Annotated in this window: 30 protein-coding genes; 29 read left to right on the top strand and 1 reads right to left on the bottom strand. The window is 65.8% G+C overall.

The genetic code is table 11. From position 1 onward, the window contains the following. The first annotated feature begins 148 nt into the window (after nucleotides 1-148). From AC5P67_RS10625 to AC5P67_RS10575, 11 genes are read left to right on the top strand one after another with little or no spacing between them, the layout of a single operon-like run. On the top strand, nucleotides 149-397 hold the full coding sequence (locus AC5P67_RS10625; protein WP_005412417.1) for a hypothetical protein: 249 nt from the start codon (nucleotides 149-151) through the stop codon (nucleotides 395-397). A gap of 10 nt (nucleotides 398-407) precedes the next feature. Next, nucleotides 408-1,058, top strand: a complete 651-nt coding sequence (locus AC5P67_RS10620) for a Gabija anti-defense Gad2 family protein (protein WP_005412416.1) — start codon at nucleotides 408-410, stop codon at nucleotides 1,056-1,058. A gap of 12 nt (nucleotides 1,059-1,070) precedes the next feature. Next, a complete protein-coding gene (locus tag AC5P67_RS10615; RefSeq protein ID WP_049417451.1) occupies nucleotides 1,071-2,945 on the top strand; it encodes a DNA polymerase in 1,875 nt (624 codons plus the stop codon). After that, nucleotides 2,927-3,265, top strand: coding sequence for a hypothetical protein (locus AC5P67_RS10610; protein ID WP_050483582.1), 339 nt, complete (start codon nucleotides 2,927-2,929; stop codon nucleotides 3,263-3,265). Before AC5P67_RS10615 ends, AC5P67_RS10610 begins: the two co-directional genes overlap by 19 nt. After that, nucleotides 3,262-3,627 carry a hypothetical protein gene (locus tag AC5P67_RS10605; RefSeq protein WP_005412414.1) on the top strand — a complete coding sequence of 122 codons (366 nt, stop codon included), beginning with the start codon at nucleotides 3,262-3,264 and terminating at the stop codon, nucleotides 3,625-3,627. Before AC5P67_RS10610 ends, AC5P67_RS10605 begins: the two co-directional genes overlap by 4 nt. Nucleotides 3,628-3,655: 28 nt before the next feature. Then, the gene (locus AC5P67_RS10600; RefSeq protein ID WP_005412413.1) at nucleotides 3,656-3,781 is read left to right on the top strand and encodes a hypothetical protein; all 126 of its coding nucleotides are present in this window, start codon (nucleotides 3,656-3,658) and stop codon (nucleotides 3,779-3,781) included. Further along, nucleotides 3,778-4,026: a hypothetical protein gene (locus AC5P67_RS10595; protein ID WP_005412412.1), complete on the top strand. Its 249-nt coding sequence runs from the start codon at nucleotides 3,778-3,780 to the stop codon at nucleotides 4,024-4,026. The genes AC5P67_RS10600 and AC5P67_RS10595 overlap by 4 nt, the downstream gene beginning before the upstream one ends. Then, nucleotides 4,023-4,334 (top strand): hypothetical protein, encoded by a 312-nt coding sequence (locus AC5P67_RS10590; RefSeq protein WP_005412411.1) that lies wholly within the window; start codon nucleotides 4,023-4,025, stop codon nucleotides 4,332-4,334. Before AC5P67_RS10595 ends, AC5P67_RS10590 begins: the two co-directional genes overlap by 4 nt. Continuing rightward, nucleotides 4,331-4,480: a hypothetical protein gene (locus AC5P67_RS10585; protein WP_005412410.1), complete on the top strand. Its 150-nt coding sequence runs from the start codon at nucleotides 4,331-4,333 to the stop codon at nucleotides 4,478-4,480. Before AC5P67_RS10590 ends, AC5P67_RS10585 begins: the two co-directional genes overlap by 4 nt. Then, nucleotides 4,477-5,310 (top strand): hypothetical protein, encoded by an 834-nt coding sequence (locus tag AC5P67_RS10580; RefSeq protein WP_004154583.1) that lies wholly within the window; start codon nucleotides 4,477-4,479, stop codon nucleotides 5,308-5,310. The genes AC5P67_RS10585 and AC5P67_RS10580 overlap by 4 nt, the downstream gene beginning before the upstream one ends. Then, the gene (locus tag AC5P67_RS10575; RefSeq protein ID WP_005412408.1) at nucleotides 5,298-5,504 is read left to right on the top strand and encodes a hypothetical protein; all 207 of its coding nucleotides are present in this window, start codon (nucleotides 5,298-5,300) and stop codon (nucleotides 5,502-5,504) included. Before AC5P67_RS10580 ends, AC5P67_RS10575 begins: the two co-directional genes overlap by 13 nt. Before the next feature lie 25 nt (nucleotides 5,505-5,529). Here the strand turns inward: AC5P67_RS10575 and AC5P67_RS10570 are convergent, their stop codons facing one another. Beyond that, nucleotides 5,530-5,838: a hypothetical protein gene (locus tag AC5P67_RS10570; RefSeq protein ID WP_032961816.1), complete on the bottom strand. Its 309-nt coding sequence runs from the start codon at nucleotides 5,836-5,838 to the stop codon at nucleotides 5,530-5,532. 68 nt (nucleotides 5,839-5,906) lie between these two features. On the opposite strand from AC5P67_RS10570, the gene AC5P67_RS10565 reads away from it, so the two are divergent. The 18 genes from AC5P67_RS10565 to AC5P67_RS10480 all read left to right on the top strand — a co-directional run bounded on the left by AC5P67_RS10565 (nucleotide 5,907) and on the right by AC5P67_RS10480 (nucleotide 25,836). Then, on the top strand, nucleotides 5,907-6,443 hold the full coding sequence (locus AC5P67_RS10565) for a deoxynucleotide monophosphate kinase family protein (RefSeq protein ID WP_004154581.1): 537 nt from the start codon (nucleotides 5,907-5,909) through the stop codon (nucleotides 6,441-6,443). Nucleotides 6,444-6,507: 64 nt separating this feature from the next. Next, on the top strand, nucleotides 6,508-6,687 hold the full coding sequence (locus tag AC5P67_RS10560) for a hypothetical protein (RefSeq protein WP_005412407.1): 180 nt from the start codon (nucleotides 6,508-6,510) through the stop codon (nucleotides 6,685-6,687). Nucleotides 6,688-6,707: 20 nt separating this feature from the next. Further along, the gene (locus AC5P67_RS10555) at nucleotides 6,708-6,860 is read left to right on the top strand and encodes a hypothetical protein (protein ID WP_005412406.1); all 153 of its coding nucleotides are present in this window, start codon (nucleotides 6,708-6,710) and stop codon (nucleotides 6,858-6,860) included. After that, a complete protein-coding gene (locus AC5P67_RS10550; protein WP_005412405.1) occupies nucleotides 6,853-8,409 on the top strand; it encodes a portal protein in 1,557 nt (518 codons plus the stop codon). The genes AC5P67_RS10555 and AC5P67_RS10550 overlap by 8 nt, the downstream gene beginning before the upstream one ends. A gap of 16 nt (nucleotides 8,410-8,425) precedes the next feature. Continuing rightward, a complete protein-coding gene (locus AC5P67_RS10545) occupies nucleotides 8,426-8,569 on the top strand; it encodes a hypothetical protein (RefSeq protein WP_241889099.1) in 144 nt (47 codons plus the stop codon). Further along, nucleotides 8,569-9,354: a capsid assembly protein gene (locus AC5P67_RS10540; protein WP_005412404.1), complete on the top strand. Its 786-nt coding sequence runs from the start codon at nucleotides 8,569-8,571 to the stop codon at nucleotides 9,352-9,354. Before AC5P67_RS10545 ends, AC5P67_RS10540 begins: the two co-directional genes overlap by 1 nt. A 26-nt stretch (nucleotides 9,355-9,380) precedes the next feature. Next, nucleotides 9,381-10,334: a major capsid protein gene (locus tag AC5P67_RS10535; protein ID WP_241889098.1), complete on the top strand. Its 954-nt coding sequence runs from the start codon at nucleotides 9,381-9,383 to the stop codon at nucleotides 10,332-10,334. Between the two features lie 99 nt (nucleotides 10,335-10,433). Beyond that, complete coding sequence (locus AC5P67_RS10530; RefSeq protein WP_005412402.1) at nucleotides 10,434-11,024, top strand: phage tail tubular protein A; 591 nt, start codon at nucleotides 10,434-10,436, stop codon at nucleotides 11,022-11,024. Then, nucleotides 11,024-13,156 carry a phage nozzle protein gene (locus AC5P67_RS10525; protein WP_005412401.1) on the top strand — a complete coding sequence of 711 codons (2,133 nt, stop codon included), beginning with the start codon at nucleotides 11,024-11,026 and terminating at the stop codon, nucleotides 13,154-13,156. Before AC5P67_RS10530 ends, AC5P67_RS10525 begins: the two co-directional genes overlap by 1 nt. After that, nucleotides 13,153-13,626, top strand: coding sequence for a hypothetical protein (locus AC5P67_RS10520; RefSeq protein WP_005412400.1), 474 nt, complete (start codon nucleotides 13,153-13,155; stop codon nucleotides 13,624-13,626). The genes AC5P67_RS10525 and AC5P67_RS10520 overlap by 4 nt, the downstream gene beginning before the upstream one ends. A 32-nt stretch (nucleotides 13,627-13,658) precedes the next feature. Further along, nucleotides 13,659-14,057: a virion core protein, T7 gp14 family gene (locus tag AC5P67_RS10515; RefSeq protein WP_032961812.1), complete on the top strand. Its 399-nt coding sequence runs from the start codon at nucleotides 13,659-13,661 to the stop codon at nucleotides 14,055-14,057. Between the two features lie 3 nt (nucleotides 14,058-14,060). Further along, on the top strand, nucleotides 14,061-16,235 hold the full coding sequence (locus tag AC5P67_RS10510; RefSeq protein WP_032961810.1) for a hypothetical protein: 2,175 nt from the start codon (nucleotides 14,061-14,063) through the stop codon (nucleotides 16,233-16,235). Nucleotides 16,236-16,241: 6 nt separating this feature from the next. Next, the gene (locus AC5P67_RS10505; protein WP_005412397.1) at nucleotides 16,242-19,406 is read left to right on the top strand and encodes a hypothetical protein; all 3,165 of its coding nucleotides are present in this window, start codon (nucleotides 16,242-16,244) and stop codon (nucleotides 19,404-19,406) included. A 39-nt stretch (nucleotides 19,407-19,445) separates the two neighbouring features. After that, nucleotides 19,446-21,983, top strand: a complete 2,538-nt coding sequence (locus AC5P67_RS10500; RefSeq protein ID WP_005412396.1) for a phage tail fiber domain-containing protein — start codon at nucleotides 19,446-19,448, stop codon at nucleotides 21,981-21,983. Between the two features lie 25 nt (nucleotides 21,984-22,008). Continuing rightward, nucleotides 22,009-24,813 (top strand): tail fiber domain-containing protein, encoded by a 2,805-nt coding sequence (locus AC5P67_RS10495; RefSeq protein ID WP_005412395.1) that lies wholly within the window; start codon nucleotides 22,009-22,011, stop codon nucleotides 24,811-24,813. After that, nucleotides 24,813-25,298 (top strand): hypothetical protein, encoded by a 486-nt coding sequence (locus tag AC5P67_RS10490; protein WP_126411773.1) that lies wholly within the window; start codon nucleotides 24,813-24,815, stop codon nucleotides 25,296-25,298. Before AC5P67_RS10495 ends, AC5P67_RS10490 begins: the two co-directional genes overlap by 1 nt. Before the next feature lie 26 nt (nucleotides 25,299-25,324). After that, the gene (locus AC5P67_RS10485) at nucleotides 25,325-25,594 is read left to right on the top strand and encodes a phage holin family protein (RefSeq protein WP_005412393.1); all 270 of its coding nucleotides are present in this window, start codon (nucleotides 25,325-25,327) and stop codon (nucleotides 25,592-25,594) included. Continuing rightward, nucleotides 25,591-25,836 carry a DNA packaging protein gene (locus tag AC5P67_RS10480; protein WP_032961803.1) on the top strand — a complete coding sequence of 82 codons (246 nt, stop codon included), beginning with the start codon at nucleotides 25,591-25,593 and terminating at the stop codon, nucleotides 25,834-25,836. Before AC5P67_RS10485 ends, AC5P67_RS10480 begins: the two co-directional genes overlap by 4 nt. The last annotated feature ends 4 nt before the right edge of the window (nucleotides 25,837-25,840 follow it).

Below are 25,840 nucleotides of genomic sequence, written 5' to 3'. Positions count from 1 at the left end.
GCTTCATCCCAGCTGATGCGCCGCTCTCCTTCGCTGAGAGCCTCGTTCTCCCCTACCAACTCCCGCGCTCCGACCAAGCCTGCCGTGTCATGTACGGCAAGCCTGGGCGGCGCGTGGTCATCCACATCAAAGCCGAGGAACTACCCCAATGAAAGAGATCGTCGCCATCGCAATCGACCTGCTGACCGCTCCGTTCCGCAAGGACACCGTGACCGACGTGGTGAAGGTGCTGGAGGGCCAGGTGGACAAGCTGTTCAAGATCAGCGCCGACCGCATCGCCACCGCATCGACGCTGCGCGACAAGGCCGATGTCCTGCACTCGCAGGCCGACGAGCACGAGGAAGAAGCCGAGCGCGCCCTGCGCGTCGCCGAGCGCTTCACCAACCTGATCCGCTAAGGGACCAACCATGACTGCCGAGCAACACGCTCGGTCCCTGTTCGACGTGTTGCCGGCCGAAGTCCGCCACCTGGTGATCCTGGGTGGCGGAAGCCTGCGCGCGTTCTACGACGGGACCGAAATCAAGGACATCGACTGCTTCTTCGTGTCACTGGCGAGCTACACCTACGTGGCCGCGTACCTGAGCGGCCGTAACGACTGGACCAGCGAGGCCGCTCCGAACGGCATCCGCAACTTCCGCTCGCCCGAGGGTCACCTCGTGAGCCTGATCGGCTTCGAGTTCGGTACGCCGCACGAGCACTGCGCCCGGTTCGATCTGCGGTGCTGCGCCCACGTCGCCATCTACGAACCCAGCACCGACGAGGTGGTGGTCGTATCCCTCGAAGGCGCGGTTGCCGACGCATCGGAGAAGCTGCTGTTCGTGCTGAACAACAACGGCACCGAGCGCACCATCCGCCGCATCACGCACTACGTCGAGGATTACGGCTACACGCTGCATCCCGACCAGCCCGAGCAGGACGAACTGTTCGAGGACGACGACTTCCCCGGCCACGCGCCGCAGGGCGTCCACACGCCGCCGAAGGCCCCCGAGCCGGAGTACATCCTCCGCGCCCGCCGCCGCGTCCGCGCAATCCCCGTAACCAACCACGGCTACCCGTAAGGAGGACCGCCGTTGATCCTCGTATTCGACTGCGAGACCAATGGCCTCCTCGACGAACTTGACACGATCCACTGCATTTCCCTCCAAGAGGTAGATGAGACCGGCGCACCGCGCGGTCCCATCCTGTCCGCCAACGATCACGGCACGGGCGAAATGACAGTCCGTCAGGCCGTCGAGAGGCTCAAGAAGGCCAAGCGCGTTGTCGGCCACAACATCGCCGGATTCGACATTCCGGCTATCGCCAAGGTGTTCCCGGACTTCAAGGTCCAGGCGTACTTCGACACGTTGCTGATGTCCACGCTGGTCTACCCGGACCTCAAGGACCGCGACTTCAAGGCCCGCAAGAAGCAGGGAGCGAACCCGGTGTTGCCGGGCAAGCTGATCGGCCGCCACGCCCTCGAAGCGTGGGGCTACCGCCTCGGTCGCTGGAAAGGCGACTACGCGGCGCAGATGGCCGCACGCGGCCTCGATCCCTGGGCACAGTGGTCTCAGGAAATGGACGACTACTGCGACCAGGACGTTGCGGTCACGCAAGCGCTGTTCGCGTTGCTGATGAGCAAGGGCCTCCCTACCGAGGCCATCGAGCTGGAGCAGGCCGTCGCGCCGATCCTCTCGCGTCAGCAGCGCTACGGCTACCTGTTCGATCAGGAGAAGGCGCGTGAGCTGGAGTGCATCCTCGTGTCCCGGCGCACTGCGCTGGAGGCCGAGCTGCGCAAGGTCATTCCGCCGTGGAAGGTGGTGAAGCGCAAGTTCGTACCGAAGCGCGACGACAAGCGCCGCGGTTACGTCAAGGGCGTGGAGGTCACGACCTACAAGGACGTGGTGTTCAACCCGGCAAGCCGCCAGCACATTGCTGACCGCTTGACTGCAATGTACGGCTGGCAGCCCCAGGAGTTCACCGAGAAGGGCCAGCCGAAGATCGACGAAGAAGTCCTGGGCGCGCTCAAGTTCCCGATCATCCCGCTCCTGCTGGAGCACTTCATCGTCAACAAGCGCCTCGGCCAGCTCGCCGAAGGCGACGAGGCGTGGCTCAAGGCCATCAAGAAGGACGGCCGCATCCACGGCAGCGTGAATCAGAACGCAGCGGTGACCGGCCGCATGACGCACTCGAAGCCGAACATCGCTCAGGTGCCGAAGGTCCAGCACTCGAAGGAGAAGGGAATCCTCAAGGGCCAGGAAGGCGGCTACGGATTCGAGTGCCGCTCGTTGTTCTGCGTCCCAACAGGGAAGCTCCAGGTCGGCGCGGACGCCTCGGGATTGGAGCTGCGCTGCCTGGCGCACTTCATGGCAAAGCACGACGGCGGCGAGTACGCCAAGGTCATCCTCGAAGGCGACATCCACTCCGTCAACCAATCGGCGGCAGGACTGCCAACCCGCGACAACGCCAAGACCTTCATCTACGCCTTCCTCTATGGGGCAGGCGACGCGAAGCTCGGCTCCATCGTTGGCAAGGGTCGCCAGGCCGGGGCGAAGCTCCGCTCGAAGTTCCTGGCCGGGCTGCCTGCGCTGGAGAAGCTGGTACGCGGGGTCAAGAAGCGCGCGGCCGAGAAGGGATACCTGATCGGTCTCGACGGCCGGAAGCTGCACATCCGCAGCGACCACGCCGCGCTCAATACCCTGCTCCAGTCGGCCGGTGCGCTGGTGATGAAGAAAGCCCTGGTGATCCTCGACGCCGACCTGCAAGCCGCAGGGTTGGTGCCGGGCGTCCACTACGAGTTCCTCGCCAACGTCCATGACGAGTGGCAAATCGAAGTGGACGAGGACAAGGCCGAGTTCGTGGGCAAGACCGCCCAGGCTGCCATCCGCAAGGCTGGCGATTACTTCGGCTTCCGCTGTCCGCTCGATGGCGAGTTCAAGATCGGAAGGAATTGGGCCGAGACGCACTGACCCGCGGCAAGCGGGACATTGCACTCGCCCTGGTGCGCCAAGCGAAACGCCGGGCAGCTAGGAAGGGACTGCCGTTCGACCTCACGTCGGACGACATCGTGGTCCCCGACTTCTGCCCGGCACTGGGCATCCCGCTGTACCGCGCTGTCGGGCGCAAGGCCCAAGGCCCCAACTCACCCACGCTCGACCGCATCGAACCTGACCTCGGCTACGTCCGGGGCAACGTGCGCGTGATCTCCGCACGCGCGAATCAGATCAAGTCCGACGCGACTCCCTCGGAGCTTCTGCGAGTCGCCTGTTACGTCCAAGAGAACCGATGAACCCAACCAACATCCTGCGCGCCCTCGCGGCGCTGCTGGTCGTTGCCGCGCTCGCGGCAGGCGGCTTCGCAGCCTGGAAGTACACCGCAATGGCCCAGCGCGTGACGGAGCTGGAGGAGTCGGCAAAGGAACTGGCCGACCTCAAGCAGACCGTCGAGACCCTCAACCGCGAAGCCGTGCGCCGCTCTGCCTTCGATGCAGCGCTGCGGAACGCCCGCGCCACCACCAACCGCTCTGTGGAGATTGCAGCAAATGCTGACCCGGAAACTGGCGATTACCTGTCTCGCCGCATTCCTGACGAGCTGCGCCGCGCGCACCTCGAAAGTCGTGCCGGAGCAGTTCCTCCAGCCGACCGTCATTGAGGGCACGCACTCCTCACTCGACGCCGTGATGGCTGACCCGACCACCACCACCTACGACCTCTACCGCTTCGGCGGCAACGCCGAGGACGGCCTCCAGCGTTGCAACGCCGACAAGGCGAGCGCCCTGGAAGTCCTCAAGGAATCGAACCGATGAACGAGAACCGGCTTCGCGTGCATTTCATTGGCGGCCCCGCTGACGGCGATGTCCGCGTGATCGATCCGTGTACCACCTACCGCGTGGCTGTGCTCGAACACCAGCCCGAGGTTCATGCCTACAACGCCAAGTGCCCGTGCTGCACCGAGCGCATGCTGCGCCCCGTGGAGTGGAGCACCGCGACCTACTTCATCCGCCGCGTTAGCGAGAAGTGCTGGGTCGCCGTACACGAGAGCATGGTATGAAGCGCGCTCTCCTGATCCTGGCGCTGTGTGCTGGCCTCGCTGCGTGCGATATGAAGCCCTGGCCGCCGAGTGCGGACTATGGCTCGTGCCTGAAAGGGCACAGCGAGAACTCCTACATCATCATGTGGCAGTCGATGTGTACGGGGAACTCCTGCACGCAGATTCCGTACACCATCCCGACCACCGACTTCGTGTGCGACGAGCACGAGTACCCGCTCGGCGACGGCCCGGAGTACCAGGCCGGAATGAAGCGCTACGCCGCCGAGCTACAGGCGTGGTATGAGCGCTACCCGGAGAAGCGGCCATGACTTCCTACGTCACCTATCGGCCACCGCAGGCGGCCGGTTCCTGGGTCATTGGCGGCAACTTCTTCGTGCAGGTCCGGGAGCGTCCGAACTGGCTGCACCGCTGGTTCGCGCTGGCGTTCCTGGGATGGCAGTGGGTGGACGCATGAACAAGCGCGGCCCCCTGCTACTGATCGACGCCGATGTGCTGCGCTACCAGCTCGCGTTCTCGAACACCGCGAACATCGACTGGAACGGCGACGGCAACAAGGTCGAAGCGATCCAGCCCGAGCGCGCGAAGGCGAAGCTGGAGGACTACATCGACGAGATCGTCGAGAAGTTCGGCGCGCGTGATTACCTGCTGGCCCTGTCCTGCAAGAAGCACAACTTCCGCAAGGACATCGACCCAACCTACAAGCTCAACCGTGCCAGCAAGGACAAGCCTGCCCTGTGGTACGTGCTCGACGAGTTCGTCTACGACGAGTTCGGCGACAAGATCGTGGAGATCGAGAACCTGGAAGGTGACGACGTGCTGGGGCTGCTGGCCTCGCACCCGAATCCGAAGCGCGCGCCAGGCAGCCGCATCGTCGTGTCCATCGACAAGGACATGCAGACGATCCCCGGCATCCGTCTCTACAACCCCAACCGTCCCGACGTGGGCGTCCGGCCGATCTCGGCTCACGACGCTGACCTGTTCTGGATGAAGCAGGTGCTCACGGGCGACCAGGTGGATAACTACCCCGGCTTCCCCGGCATCGGCCACAAGGGCGCGGACGAGCTGCTCATGCCCATCCACGAGGCGTACCGCGATGCGTCCGTCGAGGAGCACCTCGGCGCGCTGTGGAACACCGTCGTCACCACCTACACCACCCGCATCCCCCGCGGCGGCACCGAGCCGCTGTCGAAGCACGATGCGATCCGCCAAGCACGCCTCGCGCGAATCCTGCGCTACGGCGACTACAACCCCAAGACCAAGGAAGTGAAGCTGTGGAAACCCTGATCCTGTTCATCACCATCGTCGCCGTGCTGGCCGTGCTGTTCGCCTTCGTCGCCTACGGCGCTGCCTGGCTGTGGTGGCGCAGCCTCAACACCCTCGAACGCACCCTGTACCGCTCGGCTGGCAGCGTCAAGCTGTGGCCGGCCGCTGTCGGCGTTGCTGGCGCGGCTTGGCTGATCGCCCGGTGTTTCGCCTGACGACAACCAAGCCACCTGATCCTGCTTACCGCAACTCGTCCACGTAGAACTGCTTCCAGTGTGCAATCTCTGACGGATTCCGACTTACGGGTTCTCGGCTATTGAAAACCCAAAGCTGGATCGCCTTCGGCGTAGTCAACGTTTCATACGTGCAGCTGAACTCAGTGAGCTTATCTGTGATGAGCTGCTTGGCCGCATCGTAGCGCTCTCGCTGAATTCCTTGTGCTTGCCCTGATGCCACGAGCGCATCCATCGCCTCCTGTAGGCCATAGAGCTTCTGTGCAAGCTCAGAGATTTCCGCTCCGTTTGTGTTACTCGGCGTAGAACTCGCCATACCTGTCTCCTTCCATAACGAACACGAATTGTACCCGGCTAAGGCCGGGTTTCTCTTTTGGAGTCCCCATGAAGATCATCGGAATCACCGGCCGCGCCCGCAGCGGCAAAGACACCCTGGCCGAGTTCCTGGTCAGCGACCACGGCTTCGTGAAGCTGTCCTTCGCGGCCCCGATCCGCGCCTTCGTGGCGGACATCACCGGCCTGCCGGTGTCCGCGATGGAGGACGGCCCGCTCAAGGAGGAGCCGCTCGACTGGCTCAACGGGCAGACCCCGCGCCGCCTGATGCAGACCGTGGGCACCGAGTGGGGCCGTGAAATGATCGACCGCGACCTGTGGGTCAAGGTGGTCGCGCAGAAGATCCGTCAGGCCCGCCGCGACGGCGCTGCTGGCGTCGTGGTGTCGGACGTTCGCTTCGACAACGAGGCGCAGTTCATCCGTGAGTGGGGCGGCCAGGTGGTCCAGGTGCTCCGCGACAGCGCGGCCCCGGTCTCGGCGCATGCCTCCGAGGCAGGCGTCCACGGCGACCTGATCGACACCGTGATCGACAACAACGGCCCGATCCACCGCCTGCGGATGGTCGCGGAATCGCTGGCCCGACTCTAAGGGTTTAGTGGTCATCATCGGGGGAAACGACAGTTTCCCCACCTATTCATAACCCAGGAGTTCTATGCAAATCCCTCTGCACTCCTACGACCTGATCGACCTCCTGGACGAACTGCACCCCGAAGTGATCTACGACCCCGCCAAGCCGAAGGAGGAGTTCCTGCTCCGGCAGGGCGAGCGCCGCCTGATCCTCCGGCTAAAGGCGCTGCGGAAGGTCGAGCAGATGGAGCACCGCGCCCGCTAATCATGTGCAGCAAGCCCAACATGCCGGACCAGCAGGAGAAAGACCCGATCCTGCTGACCCGCCAGGACACCCAGCCGACCGGCCACGCGGCCGATCAGCGGCGTAAGTCCAAGGTCCGACTGGACCTGAACAACGCAACGCAGTACCAAGGACTGACCATTCCGAATGGCTGACGCCAAGCAGACCTCGGCCGAGAAGCAGACGGCCGCGAAGCGCTACGGCGATCTCAAGTCCAACCGCAAAGAAGCCGAGACGCGCGCCAAGCGCTGCGCCAAGGTTACCCTGCCCCGCCTGTGGGTGGACGAGGGCGCGAAATCGCGTACCCCCGGTTCCGCCTACATCGACACCGGCCCGAAGTGCGTCAACGCCCTGGCCTCGAAGATCGTGCTGGCCTGGCTCCCGCCGAACGCCTCGGTGTTCAAGCTCGCGCCTGACCAGGCAGTCGCCGAGAACATCGCCGAGCAGGCTGGCGTGGAGACCTCCGAACTGGAGGCCGCGCTGGTGGACGTGGAGCGGGTCATCGTCAACGACCTGGAGACCAGCGGCGTCCGCCCGGTCCTCAGCGAGGCGGCCAAGCACGCCATCGTCCTCGGCAATTTCCTGCTCTACGACCCCGACGAGGGCAAGCCTAAGCTGTATCCGCTGACCTCCTACGTGACCGACCGCGACGGCCTGGGCAACGTGCTGGAGATCATCACGCTCGACAAGATCGCCCCGGCCATGCTGCCGGACTCGATCCGCGCGGCGGTGATGCAGAAGCTCGCCCAGGAACGCGACGAAAAGACCAAGAACGACGACGTGAACCTCTACACCTGGGTGCGTCGCTCGGAAGATGGCAAGGAGTGGGAAGTGGTCCAGGAGGTCGAGGGCGTCGAAGTCCCCGAGACCGTGGGCACCTACCCCATCGACGCCTGCCCGTGGATTCCCCTGTGCGCGCCGCCGTCCCTCGTGGACGACTACGGCGAGGGCTTGGTCTACGACTACGTGGGCGCGTTCGAGTCGCTGGAGGCGCTGCGCAAGGCGATCCGTAAGGGTGCCGCCGCGCTGGCGAAGATCATCATGTTCCTCAAGCCGACCTCGACGATCCGCGAGCGCCAGCTCACCGAGGCCGAGTCCGGCGCGGTGCTGCGTGGCGAGGCCAGCGACGTGACCACGCTCCAGCTCCAGAAAGCCTACGACCTGAACTTCGTGCGTCAGGAGGCCGAAGGGCTGGCGAACTCGCTGGAGCTGATCTTCGGCGTGAAGTCCGCCGTGCAGCGCCCCGGCGAGCGCGTGACCGCCTACGAAATCCGGGTGCTCACCCAGGAACTCGACGACGCCCTCAGCGGCTTCATGGCGATGTCGGGCGAGCAGCTCTTGCTGCCGCTGATCCGCCGCCGCCTGCACAAGCTCCAGAAGCAGGGTCGCCTGCCCGAGCTGCCGCAGGAACTCATCAAGCCGCGCATCACCGTTGGCATCGCCGCCCTCGGCCGCGGCCACGACCTGAACAAGCTGATCGAGTTCGGTCAGGCAGTGGATGCGCTTGTCGGCGCAGAGGAGAAGGCGCGCCGCCTCAACAGTGGCGAGGCGATCTCCCGACTGGCCGCCGCTTCCGACATTTCCACCAAGGGCCTGATCCGCTCCGACGACGAGCTTGCTGCCGAGCAGCAGGACGCCTCGGCGCAGGAGGCGATGGTCCGTGCCGCTCCGAATATCGCCTCAGCGATGACCCAAACCCCGTAACCCCGAGAAGGACGCAATGTCGAACGAAACCACCGAGAAGCTCGCCAAGCCGACCAAGGAAGCCCCGAAGGCTCCGAGCGTCGAGCGTAAGGGCAAGGCCGAGATCACCCGCAAGACGAACGGCCTGGTCATCGTCAACTACAAGCCCGAGGACAAGTAATGTCGCAGCCGGGCAAGTCCGAAGTGACCGTCAGCCTTGACGGCATCAACGGCCAGCCGACCCCAGGTCAGCAGCCGCCGCAGAACTCCCAGGACACCCAGCAGCCCGCACCGGGCGCGCAGGGTGGCACCGATGGCGAGCGCCTGTTCGGCGGCAAGTACAAGACCGTGGAGGAGCTGGAAGCCGCCTACGCACAACTGAGCACGCCAGCCGACGACAAGGGTGGCAAGGGCGGCCCCGCGACCATCGACGACGCCACCGCGGATGACGCGCGTGACGCCTTGGCGCGGGCTGGCCTGAACCTGGACGACTTCGCCACCGAGTTCAACTCGAACGGCTCGCTGTCCGAGGAGAGCTACAAGAAGCTCCAGGACGCGGGCTATCCGAAGGAGCTGGTGGACGTGTACGTCGATGGCCTGCGCGCTCGCGTGCAGACCTACGAGAACGCCGTCTACTCGCCCGCAGGTGGCAAGGCCGGTTACGACGGCCTGGTCCAGTGGGCTAAGACCAACCTGAGCGCCGAGCAGAAGCGGGCGTTCAACGAAGCGGTGCAGTCCGGCGACGCCGGCCGCGCAGCGCTGGCAGTCCAGGGCCTCGTCGCCCTCCGTGGCGGCAACGGCCGCCTTCTGAATGGCAAGACCGCATCGAACGCCGATGCAGGCCCCAAGCCGTTCCAGTCGCAGGCGCAGGTCGTCGAAGCGATGCGCGATGTGCGCTACCACCGTGATCCGGCTTACCGCGCGGAAGTCTCCGCCCGCCTGGCCGTGTCGCCGCTGTTCAAGTAATCCACTCAACCTCAAGCAAGGACTAAATGTCGGACGCAATCCCCTCCCGCCTGGGTCAAGCCCAGGCCAACGGCGACGCCTGGACGCTGTTCAAGCAGAACTACACTGCTGAAACCATCACCAGCTTCGTCGAGAACTACAAGCTGGACGGCCGCGTGTCGGTGCGCAACATCGAGAGCGGCAAGTCCGCCTCGTTCCCGAACGTCGGCACCATCGGCTCCGAGTACCATGTGCCGGGCACCGAGATCAAGGGCCTGGTGGTCGAGCACAACGAGACCATCATCACCCTCGATCCGATGCTGATCTCGCACGCCTTCATCGCCAACATCGACGAGGCGATGAACCACTACGACGTGCGTTCCGAGTACACCCGTCAGCAGGGTGCGGAGCTGGCGCTCAAGCGCATGCAGAACGAGCTGCGCTGCGCGATCCTGGCCGCTCGTACCACCGAAGGCAAGGTCGAAGGCCAGCCGGGTGGTGCCATCATCAAGGCCGCCACGATGGCCTCCGATCCGACCGTGCTGGCCGATGCGTTCCGCAACGCCCGCATGCTGTTCGACGAGAAGCTGCTGCCGGACAACCCGCAGGAGTTCACTGGCGCACTGGCCCCGGCTCAGTGGTATCTGCTGACCGAGAACAAGGACTTGATCGACCGCGACATCAACGCGGAATCGAACGGCTCCTACGGCCAGGCGATCATTTCCTCGGTCGCCCGCATCCCGCTGGTGAAGATCAACGCGATGCCGCGTGTCGATGAGTCGGCCCTGGCCTCGATCCCGGCCAAGTACCGCGGCAACTTCGCGGACACCGTGGGCGTGATCTTCCACCGCTCGGCGGTCGGCACCCTCAAGCTGCTGGACCTGTCCCTGGAGGACGTGTACCAGGGCGAGAAGCAGGGCACCCTGATGCTGGCGAAGTACGCGCTGGGTCACGGCATCCTGGCTCCGCGCGGTGCCATCGAGCTGTCGAAGGCCCCGTAAGCAATACCGCGCCGTTGGGCAAATCCCGCGGCGCTTCAATCTCTCTCCATCTACGGGGGACATCCACATGGGTGTCCCCCGTTTTTTTGCCCCGAATCCATGAACCTCGAACTCACTCCGACCACGGAACTCGAAGCCGTCAATGTGCTGCTCGGTGCTATCGGCGAAGCGCCGATCAGCGACCTCGAAGCGCTCGGCAACCTGTACGCCTCGCAGGCGCGCGACACCCTCCGCGCGGTGAGCCGCGAGGTCCAAACCGCTGGCTGGTGGTTCAACACCAGCGAGTCGTTCACCTTCACGCTCAACGCGGAAGGCAAGGTGCTGCCGCCGCAGTCGATCCTCAAGCTCGTCCCCGCACGCGGAAGCGAGCCGCTGGTGATCCGAGGCACGCGCCTCATCAACCCGCTCACCCTCGCCGACACGTTCTCGTCGGCCCCCACCGCCGACTTCGTGACCTGGTTCCTCGCCTACGAGGAGCTGCCCGAGTCGGCCCGCCGCTACATCGCCGTGCGCGCTGCGCGTCTGTTCCAGACGAGCGTGCTGGGTAGCGACCAGCTCTACGTGTTCACCGAGAAGCACGAGGAGGAGGCATACCTCATCTTCGCGCAGGAGCACGCCGACTTCACCTACGCCCGCGGCCACAACTTCCTCAGTGGCTCGACGGACGTGTCTGATATTTGGGACCGCTGATGCCGCTAATCACGGGGGACTATCCCTCGTTCCTGGGAGGCGAGTCGCAGCAGGACGATACCGTCCGCTCGCCGAACCAGCTCACCAAGGCGATCAACGCCTGGCTGCATGCCGCAATGGGCGCTGGCAAGCGCCCGCCCGCCGAGTTCGTTGCTGGCCTTGGCGTCACCCTCGATCACGACTGTGCCTTCCACTCCATCGTCCGCGATGAGAACGAGCGCTACATCGTCGCCGTGGGTCACCGCAGCATCCGCGTGTTCGACCACGAGACCGGCAAGGAATACACCGTCAACGCCACGGGCGACGCGCTCAACTACCTGGACACCCAGGGACAGCGTGCGTGGTCGTGCTTCGCGCTGGCGACGTTCTCCGACACCACCTTCATCGTCAACCGGCTGGTAGACGTGAAGCAGAGCGATGAGCTGTCGCCCGGTTCGCTGTACGGATCGGCGCAAACGATGTCCGACCTGCCGAAGCCCGGCGACAAAGGCTCGGCCGTTGTGCCGACCGGCGCGATCTACAACATCATCGGCTCGTCCGAATCGCAATTCGACGACTACTACGTCCAGAAGCAGTCCTCCTCGGTCTACCTGGAGGTCGCCCGGCCGGGCATCAAGCACCGCTTCGATGCCAAGACGATGCCGCACATCCTCAAGCGCATCCCCGATCCAGTGCATGCGGACGGCTTTTGGTTCTCCTTCGGTGGACCGGAGTGGACCGCGCGCCTCGCGGGTGACGAGCAAAGCAACCCGTTCCCGTCCATCGACGGCCAGCGCATCCGCGAGGTGTTCAAGCACCGGGACCGCCTAGGCTTCCTGGCCGGGGAGAACGTGCTGATGTCCGAGGTCTCCGATCCGTTCAACCTCTGGCGCACTTCGGTGACCCAGGTGCTCGACGCCGACCCCATCGACGTGAGCGTCAGCGGGTCTAACGGCGTCACCACGCTCTACCACGCAGTCCCGTTCCAGTCGGCCCTGTTCCTTGCCGCTGCGGGCGGCCAGTTCCTCCTGACCGCCGAGCCGTACCTGGCCGCCAAGAACGTCAAGAGCGATCCGGTCAACAGCTACAGCAGCTCGCCGTACATCCGGCCGAAGCTGATGGGCGAGTCGCTGTACTTCACCGAGGACAGCGGCGCATACGCCAGCGTGCGCGAATACTTCATCGACGACCTGTCGGTGACCGGCGACGCCGCCGACGTGACGGCGCATGTGCCCAAGCTGATGCCGGGCCGCATGCGAGCGATGGCGAGCGCAAGTGGTGCCGACTGCGTGTTCTTCGCTCCTGACGAGCCGACCGACGCGCAGCTCTACGTCTACTTCGTCCGCTGGATCGGCGACGAGAAGCAGCAGTCCGCATGGACGCGCTGGTCAATCTCCGGCGTCGGTCGCATCGTCCACATGCACGCCATCAACGACGTGCTGTACGCCGTCGCGGAAGCCCCAGGCGGCGGCTGCGAGCTGCTCAAGTTCCGCATGGTGCTCAACCAGCACGACACGGATGCCACGGGCGACTACAACTTCCTGCTCGACCGCATGCTGGTGGTGCAGCCCACCTATCAGCAGTTCGGCAACGAGACCTGGATCGACCTGCCCTACATCGTGCCCGATGGCATGACGGTCACCGTCCTCAAGACGGACGACTGGCAAGACCCCGGCGCGTACCTGGACATCACCAAGGCGCGCTGGGACAACGCCCGCACCCGCCTTGCGCTCCCCGGTAACCACACCGAGGGCCGCGTGGTCGTCGGCATGGACTACGAGCACCGCCTCACCCTGACCAAGCCCATCGTTCGCGGTGGGCAGAACCAGGCCGTGCTGGTGGGCCGCACGCAGGTGCGTGACATCGAGGTCGCCTACAAGGATGGCGCGTACTTCGAGCTGGAGGTCGAGCAGCACGGCAATGGCCGCGTCGAGACCTACGTGGCGTCGCACTCCGGTGCGTACACCGCGCGCGTCCTCAACGACTCGGTGTTCCGCACCAGCGCCCCGACGTTCCACTCCGGCTCTCGCCGGTTCCCCGTGCTGGGCGACGCCAACAGCGTCCGCATGCACCTCGTCAACCGCCTGCCGTTCCAGTGCTGGTTCCAGTCAGCACAGTGGCGCGGCATGTTCGTCTCCCGCAGCCGAGTATGACCCTGACCTATCGAAGCCCCACCGCCAGCGACATCCTCCACGTCGCCGAGAACATGCGGCAGGAGGACATCCTGGAGGTGGCGGCTTCGCATGGTCACACCCCGCTCCAGGCGCTCGCATTTGCAGTGACCGCGAGCGACCGCAGTTTCGCCGCGATGCACGACGGTTCCCCCGTGTGCATCTTCGGCTTCAGCCAGCACGCCGAGGGTATCGCCTCGGTTTGGCTGCTGGGCACCGACGCCCTGGTGGCTCCCACGTTCTGCCGCACGTTCCTCCGAGAAGCTCGGCGGATCAGCGACGAGTGGTCGGCCACCTTCGGCACCATCTTCAACTTCGTCGATGTCCACGCCGTCACCACGCGGCGATGGCTCGGCTGGCTTGGCTTCCGCGAGAGCGGCGTCGAGTCCGCCTACGGCTTCGCCAAGACACCCTTCGTCCGAGTAACCAAGACCCCATGTGCAACCCCGTAGCAGTCCAGGTCGGTATCGCCGCAGTCAGCGCGATGGCGACCATGTACGGCCAGGATCAGAACAACAAGGCCATCGAGGAAGCCGCGGAGCGTCAGCAGGAGCAGATCAACGACCAGGCCGCCGAGCGCACCCAACAGCGCATGGAGGAGGCCCGCGCACTGCGATCCGCGATGCGCGCCTCCGCAGCAGAAGCGGCAGTGTCCGGCAACTCGGTCGAGCTGCTGGCGAACGACATCATGGCCCAGGCTGGCCGTGACGTGGCCCTCATCGAGAAGAACCGCAGGAACGGAGTCGTCGAAAGCGGCTCCGAAGCACGCGCTCGTATCCGCACCGGCAATGCCGAGGCGCTGGGCGGCGTGATGCAGTCTGGCGCGAATGCCTACAGCAACATCCAAACCTACAAGCGCTATTCCATTCCCGGAGACGAGTAACCCGTGGCTCGCACGAAACCCCAAGAGATCATCCGCCGCGCGCAGGTGCCGCAGCGTCTCGCCGAGCGCCCCGTTCTGGCGGTGCAGGCTGACCAAGCGTCCTCCGCTGGTGCCGGTGTCCTCTCTCGCACCGCCGCTGCGGTGCTGACGCGCGTCTCGGATTCCGTCAACTCGCAGATGATCTCAAACAGCCGCGAGCAGTACAGCGCCGCGGCGACCCAACGTATGCAGGAGGACGCCGAGGGTACGCCCCGGCAGGCCGAGGACTTCGTTGCCCAGCAGTCGGAGTCATGGCGTCGCGGCTACCTCAAGGCAGACGGCATCATCCGCGTCCGCGACTGGCAGATCGAAGCGGCCAAAGAGATCGCCAAGGCCGAACCCGGCACCGACATCGAGCCGCTCATCAAGGAGCGGATGGCTGCGCTGACGCAGAACCCCGAGTTCCAAGACCCGCAGGTCCGCAAGGCCCTGATGCCGGTCGCCATGCGCGCCGCGCAGCAGGTCCGCCAGCAGTGGCAGGCCGACTCGATGCGGGAAATGCTGGTCCGGCAGAAGGAGTCGCTGACCGCGATCATCCGCGACGGCATCAAGGGCGGCACGTTCCTCACTTCCGAGGGCATGAACGGCCTGTACGCGATGCTGGACCAGGAGGAGTACGCCTATCTCAACAAGCGCGACGTGGACGAACTCTACGTCGAGGCCGCCAAGGAGGAGCTGGCCGCAGGCAACCGCGATCCTCAGTCGATCCTGGCGTTCCTGGAGCAGGACCGCGGCGACGGCCAGCCCGGCTTGATGAACACCGAGCACGGCGACGAGCTGCGCGCGGCGGCTGCCGCTGGTGCCCGCGTGATCGCACACCGCGAGGACGAGGCACGCAAGCAGGCGATGGCCGAGGCAGAGTGGACGCTCCAGGGCCTCGCGGATCGCGGCCAGCTCACCCACAAGACCATCGACACCTGGGCCAGTAAATTCGGCCTGAGCGGTGGCGACCTCCAGTCCTTCAAGCGATACTGGAACAACCAGCAGGAGCAGACGCTTCGCCGCTGGGAGCAGGAAGCGAAGGAGCGCGCCCGAGAGGAGCGCATCCGCAAGCTGGTAGCCGGGGGCAATCCCTACGAGATCAGCGACGCCGACCTCAAGAAGCAGGCCGGTAAGGAGTGGGAGGAAACCCCGCAGGCCGCACGCGGCCAGGTGCTCCAGAAGTGGGCACGGCAGGGCATCGTCATCCCCCAGCTCGAACGCATCCTCAAGCGCGCTGACCCGGCGTTCCAGGAGAACTTCCAGAACGCCGCGACGCTGTACGAACAGCTCCGCAAGGTCTCGCCCAAGTACGCCGATACGGTCGCTGGCGGCGAGGCTGCCGCAATGCTGGACCAGTACCTCTACGACACCCGGCGCAGCGGTCAGTCTCACCAGGAGGCCGCTCGCGTCCTGACGCAACCGAAGCGGGAAGTCGAGGAGGCCCGCTCGGTCATCAACGACACCTGGAAGTCCGGCATCAAGGACTACCTGGAGATCGACGGCAAGCCGCGTGACCCGCGTGAGCTGCACCGCATCCGCCAGGAAGCCGAGCGCATCGCCTCGCGTGGCGGAGTGTCCGGCGAAGCTGCCATCCGTGCAGCGGTCGGTCAGATCGACGCCCAGCGCACGACCGTCAACGGCCGCCGCGTGCCAAACATCGGCATGCCGCAGGGTGCCGAGCCAGCGGTAGACGAGCTGATCCAGACGGTCGCGCGCAAGCTCGGCCGCGACCCGGATGAGCTGTCGGCCCTGCCCAATCCCCGCAATCCGGGGCAGTGGCAGATCGTCGGCCCCGACAACTGGCTGATCCCTGACCCGGACACCGGCCGCGCCATCGGTTTCGACCCGCGTGCCATCGCGGCACAGCACCAGCGCTGGAAGGGAGACCTTGCGGAATCCCAGGCGCGTCGTCGGGTCGAGCAGCGCACCACCTGGGCGGACCAGTCCCGGAACATCCGCGACCTGCGCTCGCAGTCGGCGACCACGGAAGTCCCTGCGGCCATCGCCAAGCGCGACGCCAGCGCCGCCGAGGCTCCCGCCTTCGAGCTGCCCAAGTTCGACCTCACCAAGCCGCTGGTTCCCAACGCGGGCACCAAGCAAACCACCACCACCCCGGCAGTCCCCGAGGACTTCCTGGAGTACCTGACGAGGAAGTAAGACCGCATGTTTGAATCCCTACCCGGCGCAGACGAGAACATCGTCAAGCCGGCAACCCAGCAGCCCATCGTGCAAGCCGTGCGCGAGCGCAAGGAGCAGCGAGAGGCCGCGGAGCGCCGGAAGGATCAGACGACCGTATGGGACGGATGGGGCGCTGCCCAGGCAAAGGGCGGCATCGGCTTCATCGACCGCTTCATCACCGAGCTGGGCTACGAGCCGCAGCAGGGCTATCGCATTCCCGCAGACGCGCGCAAGCGCTGGGAGTCGATGGGCCTGCGCCCGGAGCAGTGGGAGCTGTTCGGCCGGGCCACGTCCGACGAGCACCTCTCCTATCTGGAATCCGTGGCCTTTATGAATCAGATGGCGGACGACGACCTGGCGCAGTTCGGCCTGGGCGGACAGATCGCCCTCGGCTTCACCGACCCGGTGGCAACCGGCCTCGATCTCGCCACGGGCGGCCTGGGGTACGCAGCCAAGGCCGGACGCCTCGCCAACGCGGTGCGTTCCGGTCTACAGGCTGCGGGCACCTCCGCGCTGATGTCGGCCGCAACCTCCACCTACGACCCCGAGCAGACGCTCGCGGATGGCGTGCAGAGCGCCGCCCTGTCGTTCGCGTTCGGTGGTGCCCTCGGCGCTCGCCGGGGTGCCCTGTTCGACGGCGAGGTGAAGCCTGACGTGGTGAAGCGGCTGGCCGGTGACGACTCGCTGTCCGCCGCCCGCGTGGCAGGCACCGCCGCCAACGACCTCACGCCAGGCGTCCTCCCGCTGCGCAACGAGAGCGCATTCGAGCAGGAGTTCACCGACAAGGCGCTGGTCAACGCGCACATCACGCCCCACTTCGCCACCGTCCGCCGCGACCTTGCTGCCCGCATGGGTAGCGCCAAGTCGCCGCTGGTGCGCGAGGCGGGCCGCCTGCTGTTCCGCGATGGCGTCGGCTACACCGATCGCTCCGTCGCGGTCCAGGAGTCCACCAGCGAGTTCGCCAAGCGCCACCTGGCCGTCATGGAGACGGAATGGCGGAGCGGAGTGAACGCCGCATGGGACGCCTACAAGCAACGGACAGGCACCCATTGGTGGAACTTCTCCGAGCGCGCAAAGTTCAACGAGGAGGTCGGCCGTGCCGTGCGCGGTGCGCCTGACGTATCACCGGAAGCCGCCAAGGCGGCCGGCAGCGTCGCCAAGGCGATGCGCGATGCGCTCAAGCTGGCGCAGGACAGCAACCTCGACGGCTTCGCCAACGTGGCGCAGAACGGCAGCTACCTGCCGCGCTACTGGAGTGGCAAGGGCTTCAAGCGCCTGTTCGGCGAGATGCAGCTTCACCAGGACGACGTGATCGAGCAGCTCATCAAGCCCGCCATGCGTCGCGCCTGGGAGGCCACCACCGACGAAGGCGACGAGATCGACGACGAGCTGCTCGGGGCGGTTGCACGCTCCTACCTCAAGCGCGCCCAAGCGAACTTCGAGGGCGACGGGATGGACCTGCTGGTCCGCCCGCTGGACAGCGATTCGGTCGAGGAGATCGGCAACATGCTGACCGAGGCGGGCGTCTCGCCCGTGCGGTCGCAAGAGCTACTGTCCAAGCTGGAGCGCAAGACCTACGAGTCGGGCAAGCTCGACCGCGCGAAGAAGCGCATCGACCTCGACGAGACCTACTCCACCACCATCCGCAACGAGGCTGGCGAGGACGTGCAGGTCTCGATGGCCGACCTGTTCGACAACGACGTGGACTCGGTGATGACCCGCTACATGCGCGAGATCACCGGCTGGTCGGCGCTGTCGTCGAAGGCTGGCATCAAGAACCGCGCACAGCTCGACCGCTTCGTGTCGAAGCTCAAGAGCGACGCCCGCAAGTCCGGCGACGACGTGAAGGACATCGAGCGCCTGATCGACATCGGCCTCAAGTCCACCTTCGGCCGCAGCACCGAACTCGATCCCGCCAGCCGAGGCGCACGCTACGCGCGGTTCCTGCGCAACTGGAACTTCGCCCGCGTGATGAACCAGGTCGGCTTCTCGCTGTTCGCCGAGCTTGGCCCGACCATCGCGCATGCCGGTCTCCGCAACTTCTGGAACTCCGTGGGTGCCGCCCGCGACTTCCTGGTGCGCGGCGCTGACGGCAAGCTGTCCTCGCAGGAGGCGCGCGTCATGGAGCGGCTGTTCGCACCCGGCACCGACTGGCTGCGCAACCCGCCGTTCCTGCGCCTGGACGAGGATGCGCTAGTGCCGCAGACGTTCAACGTCAAGCACGGCGAGAAGATCGACAACGCGATGAACATGGCGACGCACGTCACCTCGGTCGCATCCGGCATGGCCCCGATCAACACGATGCTCCAACGCATCGCCGGTCGCGCCACGCTGCTGCGGCTGCTGGACATGGCGAACGCCAAGAAGCTGTCGGACGCCGAAGTGGCCCGCCTGCGCACCTGGGGCCTCGACGAGAAGGCCCAGGCCGACGTGTTCGGCTACCTCAAAGGCAAGCGGCAGATCGAGCAGATCGACCCGGACAAGCTGCCGTTCCAGACGCGCGAGCGCATGGCGGCCTTCCTGTTCCGCGTGACGCGACACCAGGTTCTCGAAGGTGACGCCTCGGACAGCATCGAGCTGATGCACTCCACCACCGGCCGCATCGTCACGCAGTTCCGCAGCTTCATGGTCAACAGCTACACCCGCCACTTCCTGAACTCCGTCCACCACTACGACGACTGGCGCACCTACGCGATGGTCGTGCTGTCCACTTCGGCAGCAGGCATGGGCTGGGCGGCTCGCACGTACATCAACACTGCGGGCAACCCCGAACAGCGGAAGAAGCAGCTGACGCAGGAGAACTTCTACAAGAACGCTGTCGCGCAATCGAGCTGGTCGAACGTGATCCCCGCGGTCACCGACGCCGTGTGGGCGGACGCCTTGGGTAACGACCCGGTGTTCGCCAACAACCGCTCGACCGGCCTGGAGAACGGCGTGATGGGCATCCCGTCCATCGACCTGTTCAACAAGGTCTACGGCAGCACGCGGATGATCGGTTCGGCCATCCGCGACGATGAGGAGATCACCGAGAAGCAGATGCGCGACTTCTGGAAGATTTGGTGGTTCAACAACATGACGGGCGTCCGCAACATCGCGGATCAAGCCCTACAGCAGTTCCCTGACCGCAAGGACGGGACTGATCGACCGTAACCAGGAGGCCCTTCGGGGCCTCCACCTTTTTGAGGACGCATGATCGAACTATCGCGCGGCCTTTCCTTCGTGCTCTACACCTACGAGGGAGGCCCTACGCGGTTCACCGTGCCGTTCCCGTACATCGCCCGCGAACACATCCGGGCGTTCGTCGGTGAACCGGACGCGGCCCGCGCTGTCTCCGTGTCGTGGGTGGACGCCAGCACCATCGAGATTCCGTCGCAGGATGGCGTGCTCGACGCACCCTACACTGTGACCATCCGGCGATTCACGCCGATTGACGCCCTCCTGGTCAACTACAAGGAAGGCGCAAACCTCCCGGCGCGCGACTTGTCCAAGTCGTTCCGCCAACTGCTGTACGCACACCAGGAACTCGCCGAGTTCGGTGGTGGCAGCGGCCTCCCCGGTGGCGGCCCCGGTAACCCCGGTGGCGACCCGGACCTCAACGCAATCATCGAGCAGCTCCTCCGCTCGCCAGCACTGCAAGACCTGCTGACCCGCATCGACCTTATCGACGTGAACGCCGAGGCGATCCTGGAGGAAATCATGCGCTCGCACGAGTTCTTCGACGTGCAGCGCGACTATGGCGACAAGATCAGCACGGCCACCCACGAGATCGGACTGCTGACCGAAGGCAACAAGGTCATCGCGCAGCAGATCATCGACCTGTTCGCGCGGGTGGACTACGGCGAGCAAAGTAGCCAGGCACGATTCCTGGAGGTCAATCGCGCCATCGCTGACGAGCGCTCCGCGCGCGTCGAGGCGATCACCGAGCTGCAAGGCCAGGTGGTCGAGAACGGCAAGACGATCTCCGCAGCGCTCAACCAGCGCATCGACGAGGTGGAGAGCACCACCGAAGCGGCGCGTGCGGCCACCGAGCAGCGCCTCGGCGCAGAGATCGAGGACAGCGCGGCGCAGGTCCGCACCGCGGTCATGGCCGAGGTTGACGCAACCAAGGCCCGCGTGTCCGACGTTGAGACGGCAGTAGTCCGCCACGGCGAGAACATCGCTGGCCTGGCCGAGACCACCGAAGCCCTGACGGACGCCGAGGGTGCCAACACGGCATTCCGACAGCAGATGGCGGCCAGCTACGGCGCGAACGTGCCGCAGGGGATTGCCAATGAGATCGACGGCCAGGTGTCGGCGGTTTCGGCCGCCTTCGAGCAGCGCATCGACACCGAAGCGTCCGCGCGCGAAGCCCTGGCTTCCCAGGTATCCACGCTGGAGACCAGCACCGCGCCGACGATCTTCTCGGACGCGCAGCCCTCCCCGCCCGCTGGCGGCTTCAAGGTTCCGACCTTTTGGGTCAAGACCGTGCAGACCGGCGCGTACCTGACGCAGATTTGGGATGGCACCGGCTGGCGCAAGGCCGACCTGGATGTCACCTCTCCGACCGGCGCGCTGGTGCAGCAGCTCAACACCACCAAGATCACCGCCGAGCAGGCACAGGCCATCGCGGCCACGCAGGTCCAGGCGTTCAAGGACGGCGACTTCGCCACCATCCGGCAGGAGTTCAACGTGGTCGCCGGGCAGCACTCCGGCATGTACGGTCAGTGGCAGGCCAACTACTCGGTCAAGATCAACGCGGGCACCATCAACGGCGTCCCCGTGGTCGCCGGTATCGCCCTCTCCGCCAACCCGCAGACCGGCAGCGACTTCATCGTCACCGCGGATCGCTTCGCCTTCGTCCACCCGCAGTACACCTCGGGCGGCACCTTGGCGAGCATCAAGTATCCGTTCGTGATCGGCACTGTCGGCGGCCAGTCCACCGTGGGCATCCAGGGTGCGCTGGTGGTGGACGGGACGATCACTGCGGACAAGATCAGGGTGAACTCCCTGGCCGCGCTCACGGCAAACGCAGGCACGATCAACGGCGGCACGTTCAAGACCCACACCCTCGACGGCAACGGCAACATCGTCAACGCTGCCGAGTTCCGCGTGGAAATCTCCAACCTCGGCGACTGGCCCCTGTGGGTCGGCTCCGGCGCGAAGAACGCCAACAACGCGGTGTTCTACGTGGACCGCAACGGCGGCGCGTTCTTCCGAGGCCGCGTCAATGCTCCCAACATCGTTGGGCAGTTCCAGTCGGCGACCGGCGTGTGGTGGACCGGGGCAACGAGCCTCTGCTACCAGGCGGGCAACAACTTCATCCCGCTCGGCGATTGGGTGGCGATCCACGAGTTCTGGCTCGGCGCTCCGGTGCTGGCTGGCGAGGGTCATACGCCCTCCGTGTCGGTGACCGTCACCGCGAACACGCGCGTCTACGGGCTGCACGTCATCTTGGAGGAGCTGCGCGACTCTGTGTGGGTCGTCATCGCCTCGCACGAGCCGCCGATGTACCGCGCGTTGATTCAGCAGATGGGCGGCGACGGCAACACCTTCACCGCGTCCAACTTCTACACCTACGAGCAGTCGGTGACGCTCTCGGCGTCCGGCGCATGGACAGGCGGTGCCCGCGCATTCCGCGTGCGGTGCCGCGCATCCAGCCCGCCTCCGCAGGTCCACGGCTACGACGCCCCGGCCTACCCGAACTACCTCATCACGTCGATTGGCGGCTTCGCCTTCGGCATCCGATAACCCTCAGAGAGAACCCAAGCACCGCATGAGCACTACCCCCGGCTACGTCTCCAACGCCGAGCTGGCCTCGCGCCTCTCGACGCTGGTAGACCGCTGGAACCGGCGCGAGAATCAGATGATCGCGCTGCTGACTCAGGAGGAAGGCACCGTCGTCGTGACGGACGGCCTGGGCAACAACCACACCCTCCCCTCGTTCCCGCAGCTCCAGAAGGACGTGGCCGGGCTGACCGACGAGCTGACCGGCTCGGTCGTGCAGGTGCGCGACCTGGTGTCCGTGGCAACCGGCATGGCGAACGCCGCGCAGGCGTCCGCAGATGACGCCTCTGGCTTCGCCGACGCTGCCGAAGCATCCGCCGTGCGCGCTGCGGAATCCGCCGCGAGCATCGACGACGACGTGCAGGCCACCGCCGACGCGGCGACCTTCGCTGCTGCCAAGGCGGCCGAGGCTTCCGACAGCGCGACCGAGGCGGCAAGCTCCGCAGTGGACGCCGCCGCTTCGGCGACGGCCTCGGCCACCTCGGCGCTGGCTTCGGCTGGCTCCGCAAGCCAGGCGGGCACGTCGGCCACCGCAGCGGGTCAGGCGCGTTCCGACGCGCAAGCAGCGGCGACTGCTGCCGCCACGTCACGGGATCAGGCGCAGACCATCCTGGGCTATGCGACCGACGCGGCCGACCGCGCGGAAGCTGACGCCACCGCTGCCGCAGCATCGGCTGCCGCAGCCGCCGACAGCGCGACCGCCGCAGCGACCTCGGTCACTCAGGCGACCACCCAGGCCAACCGGGCGGAAGCCCAGGCGTCCGCCGCGGCGACCAAGGCTGGCGAGGCTGCTGGCTCGGCGACCACCGCAGCCGGTCATGCCTCCGCTGCGTCCGGCTCGGCGTCTGCCGCCTCGATCTCGGCGCAGACCGCATCGTCGGCCAAGGCCGCTGCCGAGGCTGCCCGCGACAAGGCTGGCCTGTACGCGAACGCGCCGCAGGGCACCGAGGTCTCGCCGGGCGAGTTCTCGGCGAAGCATTGGGCCGCCCAGGCGCAGGCTGCCGTCACTGGCTCGCTGGTCTACATGGGATCGTGGGATGCCGGCACTGGTGCGTTCCCGGCCAACCCGGTGAAGGGTCACTTCTACAAGGTGGTCGGCGAAGGCACTGTGGGCGACATCCACTGGCGAGTCGGCGACCAGGCGCTCTACGGCGCTACCTGGGAGAAGATCGACAACACCGATCAGGTCACCAGCGTCGCCGGTAAGCAGGGCGACGTGACCCTCGTGGCTGGCGACATCGGCGGCCTGGGCGCGCTGGCGACCCGCGACGACGTGGACTTCAACACCCACGTCACCGGGAAGCCGACGACCTACCCGCCGAGCACCCACACGCACACCAAGGCGCAGGTCGGCCTCGACAAGGTGGACAATACCGCCGACCTCGACAAGCCGATCAGCACCGCGACGCAGACGGCGCTCGACGGCAAGGCGGCGGCGACGCACACGCACACCATCGCCAACGTGACCGGCCTCCAGTCCGCGCTCGACGGCAAAGCGGCGGCGTCCCACTCGCACACCATCGCAAACGTAACCGGGCTGCAAGCGGCGCTCGACGGGAAGTCGGCAATCGGCCACACGCATACCGCCGCCGAGATCGCCAACGTCGTCAACGTGACCGACGATCAGTCCATCGGTGGCGTCAAGACGTTCGCCTCCGGGCAGATTCGTGTGCAGGGATTTGGCGGCGAGGCCACGTCCGGCGTCATGTACCTGGGGTCGCTGGATCGCTATGTGTACGTGCCGCCAGCTGCGAACTCGCTGGAGTTCCGATTCGGCGATGGCACGGGTGGCGTCGCGTCCCTCAACGCTGGCGGCACCGTCTGGACCTCGGCGAACTTCAACCCGGCAGGAAAGGCCGACGCCGGTCACACGCACACCATCGCAAACGTCAGCGGCCTCCAGTCCGCACTGGACGGCAAGGCGAGCCTGGGTGGCGCAACCTTCACCGGGCAGGTCACTCTGGCCTATGGCGCGCCGCTGCGGTTGACCGGCATGGGTGCAGCGGGAACCGCGTACATCCACGGAACGAACGGCGCTGGCGATGACGTTTGCTCGATCACCCGCGTGAACACGAACAGCTGGTACAACCTGTACTGGAACGGTGCTGCGAACATTGCGGGCCGCCTGACGGTCGGCGATCAGATTTACCTCAACGCTGGCTGGTTCCGCTCCCAGCAGTCCGGCACCGGCTGGTACTCGGAAGCGCACGGCGGCGGCATCTGGATGCAGGACAGCACCTGGGTTCGCACCTACGGCGGCAAGGGATTCCTTATCGCTGGCCCAGGCGGTAGCGGTGGCGACCTCCGTTTGGAGAGCTACTCGCCAACCATCACCTGTTACGACTCCGACAACGGGACCACGCACTGGCTCCATTGCAACGACAACAACCACGGCTTCCTCGCCAGCAACGCCTTCTCGTGGTGCGCCTACCGCGACGGCAGCAACAATTGGGTCGCCACGGGCAACATCGTCGCCTATGCGTCCGATGCGCGTCTAAAGAAGAACATCGTGGACGCCTCGGCCTCCAAGGTGGCCGACTTCTTCGACCGCTTCCGTGTACGCGAGTTCGATTGGGATGCCAAGGCAATCGCCGAGCTGAATCCCACGTTCCACCCGAGCGCGGATCACGAGGTCGGCGGCATCGCGCAGGAGGCCGAGGAGGTCTACTCGTTGATGGTCGCCACGCACGCAAACGGCATCAAGACGATCCAGTGGGAGAAGGCTATTCCCTTCCTTATCGCTGAGGTGCAGGCGCTGCGTAAGCGCGTCGCGGACCTTGGGGGAGGTGCCTGATGGCCCTCCCCGGCTCCGGCCCTATCTCCTGGGAAATGATCCGCGCCGAGTTTGGCGGCGGCTACCCGATCTACGCGGACCAGTATTACCGAGGACGTGGATTGGTGCCCGACGTTCCGGCCAACTACGGCGTCCCCACGAGCGGCCCGATCTACGCCTCGCAGTTCTACAACGCGGTCAAGGCGACGCCGTTCCAAGCATCGCTGTCGCCGAGCTACCTGATGGGTAACTGGCCTCAGTCCACCAACGGCACGGTCAGCGAGTCGTTCAGCGTTTATTGCTCGGGCGGCACCGGCAACTACTCCGTGGTCTCCCGCTCCGTCACAGGCGGCGCGTCGATCTCCGGCAGCGGCCTCGGTGGCACTGTGACCGCCTCTGGGCGGAACACCTCCCGCATGGGGCAGTTCACAGTCGTCGTCACCGATGGCGTCACGCAGATCACCCTGACCGGCAACTACGAGTACAGCTTCGGTCGTCCGCTCTAACGCATCCACCACCTACAAGAGACCTAATGCACGATGAAGTGAAGCTGGTCGGCGCTCTCGCGGGCGTCGGCCTCATCGTGGGCATCGCAAAGATGCTCACGTCGAACGATCCGATCACCTGGAAGCAGGCGCTCGGCCGCGCAATCCTCTCTGGCGCTACCGGCCTTGCCGCTGGTGCCATCGTCATTTTCATCCCCGGCGTCTCCTTCGTCGCCCAGGTCGCGCTCGCGTGCATCCTGGCGTCGCTCGGCACGTCCGCGCTGGAGACCGTACTGAACCGCGTCGTCAACAAGTGACCGCCCCCAAGGATGCCTTGGAGCGACTGCACGCCGCAGTCGCTGACAAGCTCGCCGACACCATCGACTCGATGGAGTCGGACGCGAAGGGCCTGGCCTCGATCCTCAACGTGGCCCGGCAGTTTCTCAAGGACAACGGCATCGACGTTGCGGCCACGCCGCCCGGCTCACCGCTGGGCAAGCTGGCCGACAAGGTGTCCGAGTTCCCGTTCGATCCCGCTGAGGATGGGCGGCTGAACTGATGGA

This window comes from Stenotrophomonas sp. YJH_SMC_21 (genome assembly GCF_059369555.1).
Note: the sequence above shows the minus strand (reverse complement) of the source record. Positions and strands in the feature narration are given on the sequence as shown.

Excerpts from the sequence above, each read along its gene's own strand:
- AC5P67_RS10590 (WP_005412411.1), top strand. The coding sequence starts at position 4,023 with ATGAAGCGCGCTCTCCTGATCCTGGCGCTGTGTGCTGGCCTCGCTGCG.
- AC5P67_RS10495 (WP_005412395.1), top strand. The coding sequence starts at position 22,009 with ATGAGCACTACCCCCGGCTACGTCTCCAACGCCGAGCTGGCCTCGCGC.
- AC5P67_RS10595 (WP_005412412.1), top strand. The coding sequence starts at position 3,778 with ATGAACGAGAACCGGCTTCGCGTGCATTTCATTGGCGGCCCCGCTGAC.
- AC5P67_RS10530 (WP_005412402.1), top strand. The coding sequence starts at position 10,434 with ATGAACCTCGAACTCACTCCGACCACGGAACTCGAAGCCGTCAATGTG.
- AC5P67_RS10525 (WP_005412401.1), top strand. The coding sequence starts at position 11,024 with ATGCCGCTAATCACGGGGGACTATCCCTCGTTCCTGGGAGGCGAGTCG.
- AC5P67_RS10490 (WP_126411773.1), top strand. The coding sequence starts at position 24,813 with ATGGCCCTCCCCGGCTCCGGCCCTATCTCCTGGGAAATGATCCGCGCC.
- AC5P67_RS10565 (WP_004154581.1), top strand. The coding sequence starts at position 5,907 with ATGAAGATCATCGGAATCACCGGCCGCGCCCGCAGCGGCAAAGACACC.
- AC5P67_RS10535 (WP_241889098.1), top strand. The coding sequence starts at position 9,381 with ATGTCGGACGCAATCCCCTCCCGCCTGGGTCAAGCCCAGGCCAACGGC.
- AC5P67_RS10500 (WP_005412396.1), top strand. The coding sequence starts at position 19,446 with ATGATCGAACTATCGCGCGGCCTTTCCTTCGTGCTCTACACCTACGAG.
- AC5P67_RS10605 (WP_005412414.1), top strand. The coding sequence starts at position 3,262 with ATGAACCCAACCAACATCCTGCGCGCCCTCGCGGCGCTGCTGGTCGTT.
- AC5P67_RS10560 (WP_005412407.1), top strand. The coding sequence starts at position 6,508 with ATGCAAATCCCTCTGCACTCCTACGACCTGATCGACCTCCTGGACGAA.
- AC5P67_RS10585 (WP_005412410.1), top strand. The coding sequence starts at position 4,331 with ATGACTTCCTACGTCACCTATCGGCCACCGCAGGCGGCCGGTTCCTGG.
- AC5P67_RS10555 (WP_005412406.1), top strand. The coding sequence starts at position 6,708 with ATGCCGGACCAGCAGGAGAAAGACCCGATCCTGCTGACCCGCCAGGAC.
- AC5P67_RS10570 (WP_032961816.1), bottom strand. The coding sequence starts at position 5,838 with ATGGCGAGTTCTACGCCGAGTAACACAAACGGAGCGGAAATCTCTGAG.
- AC5P67_RS10505 (WP_005412397.1), top strand. The coding sequence starts at position 16,242 with ATGTTTGAATCCCTACCCGGCGCAGACGAGAACATCGTCAAGCCGGCA.
- AC5P67_RS10620 (WP_005412416.1), top strand. The coding sequence starts at position 408 with ATGACTGCCGAGCAACACGCTCGGTCCCTGTTCGACGTGTTGCCGGCC.
- AC5P67_RS10520 (WP_005412400.1), top strand. The coding sequence starts at position 13,153 with ATGACCCTGACCTATCGAAGCCCCACCGCCAGCGACATCCTCCACGTC.
- AC5P67_RS10485 (WP_005412393.1), top strand. The coding sequence starts at position 25,325 with ATGCACGATGAAGTGAAGCTGGTCGGCGCTCTCGCGGGCGTCGGCCTC.
- AC5P67_RS10515 (WP_032961812.1), top strand. The coding sequence starts at position 13,659 with ATGGCGACCATGTACGGCCAGGATCAGAACAACAAGGCCATCGAGGAA.
- AC5P67_RS10600 (WP_005412413.1), top strand. The coding sequence starts at position 3,656 with ATGGCTGACCCGACCACCACCACCTACGACCTCTACCGCTTCGGCGGC.
- AC5P67_RS10550 (WP_005412405.1), top strand. The coding sequence starts at position 6,853 with ATGGCTGACGCCAAGCAGACCTCGGCCGAGAAGCAGACGGCCGCGAAG.
- AC5P67_RS10625 (WP_005412417.1), top strand. The coding sequence starts at position 149 with ATGAAAGAGATCGTCGCCATCGCAATCGACCTGCTGACCGCTCCGTTC.
- AC5P67_RS10545 (WP_241889099.1), top strand. The coding sequence starts at position 8,426 with ATGTCGAACGAAACCACCGAGAAGCTCGCCAAGCCGACCAAGGAAGCC.
- AC5P67_RS10540 (WP_005412404.1), top strand. The coding sequence starts at position 8,569 with ATGTCGCAGCCGGGCAAGTCCGAAGTGACCGTCAGCCTTGACGGCATC.
- AC5P67_RS10580 (WP_004154583.1), top strand. The coding sequence starts at position 4,477 with ATGAACAAGCGCGGCCCCCTGCTACTGATCGACGCCGATGTGCTGCGC.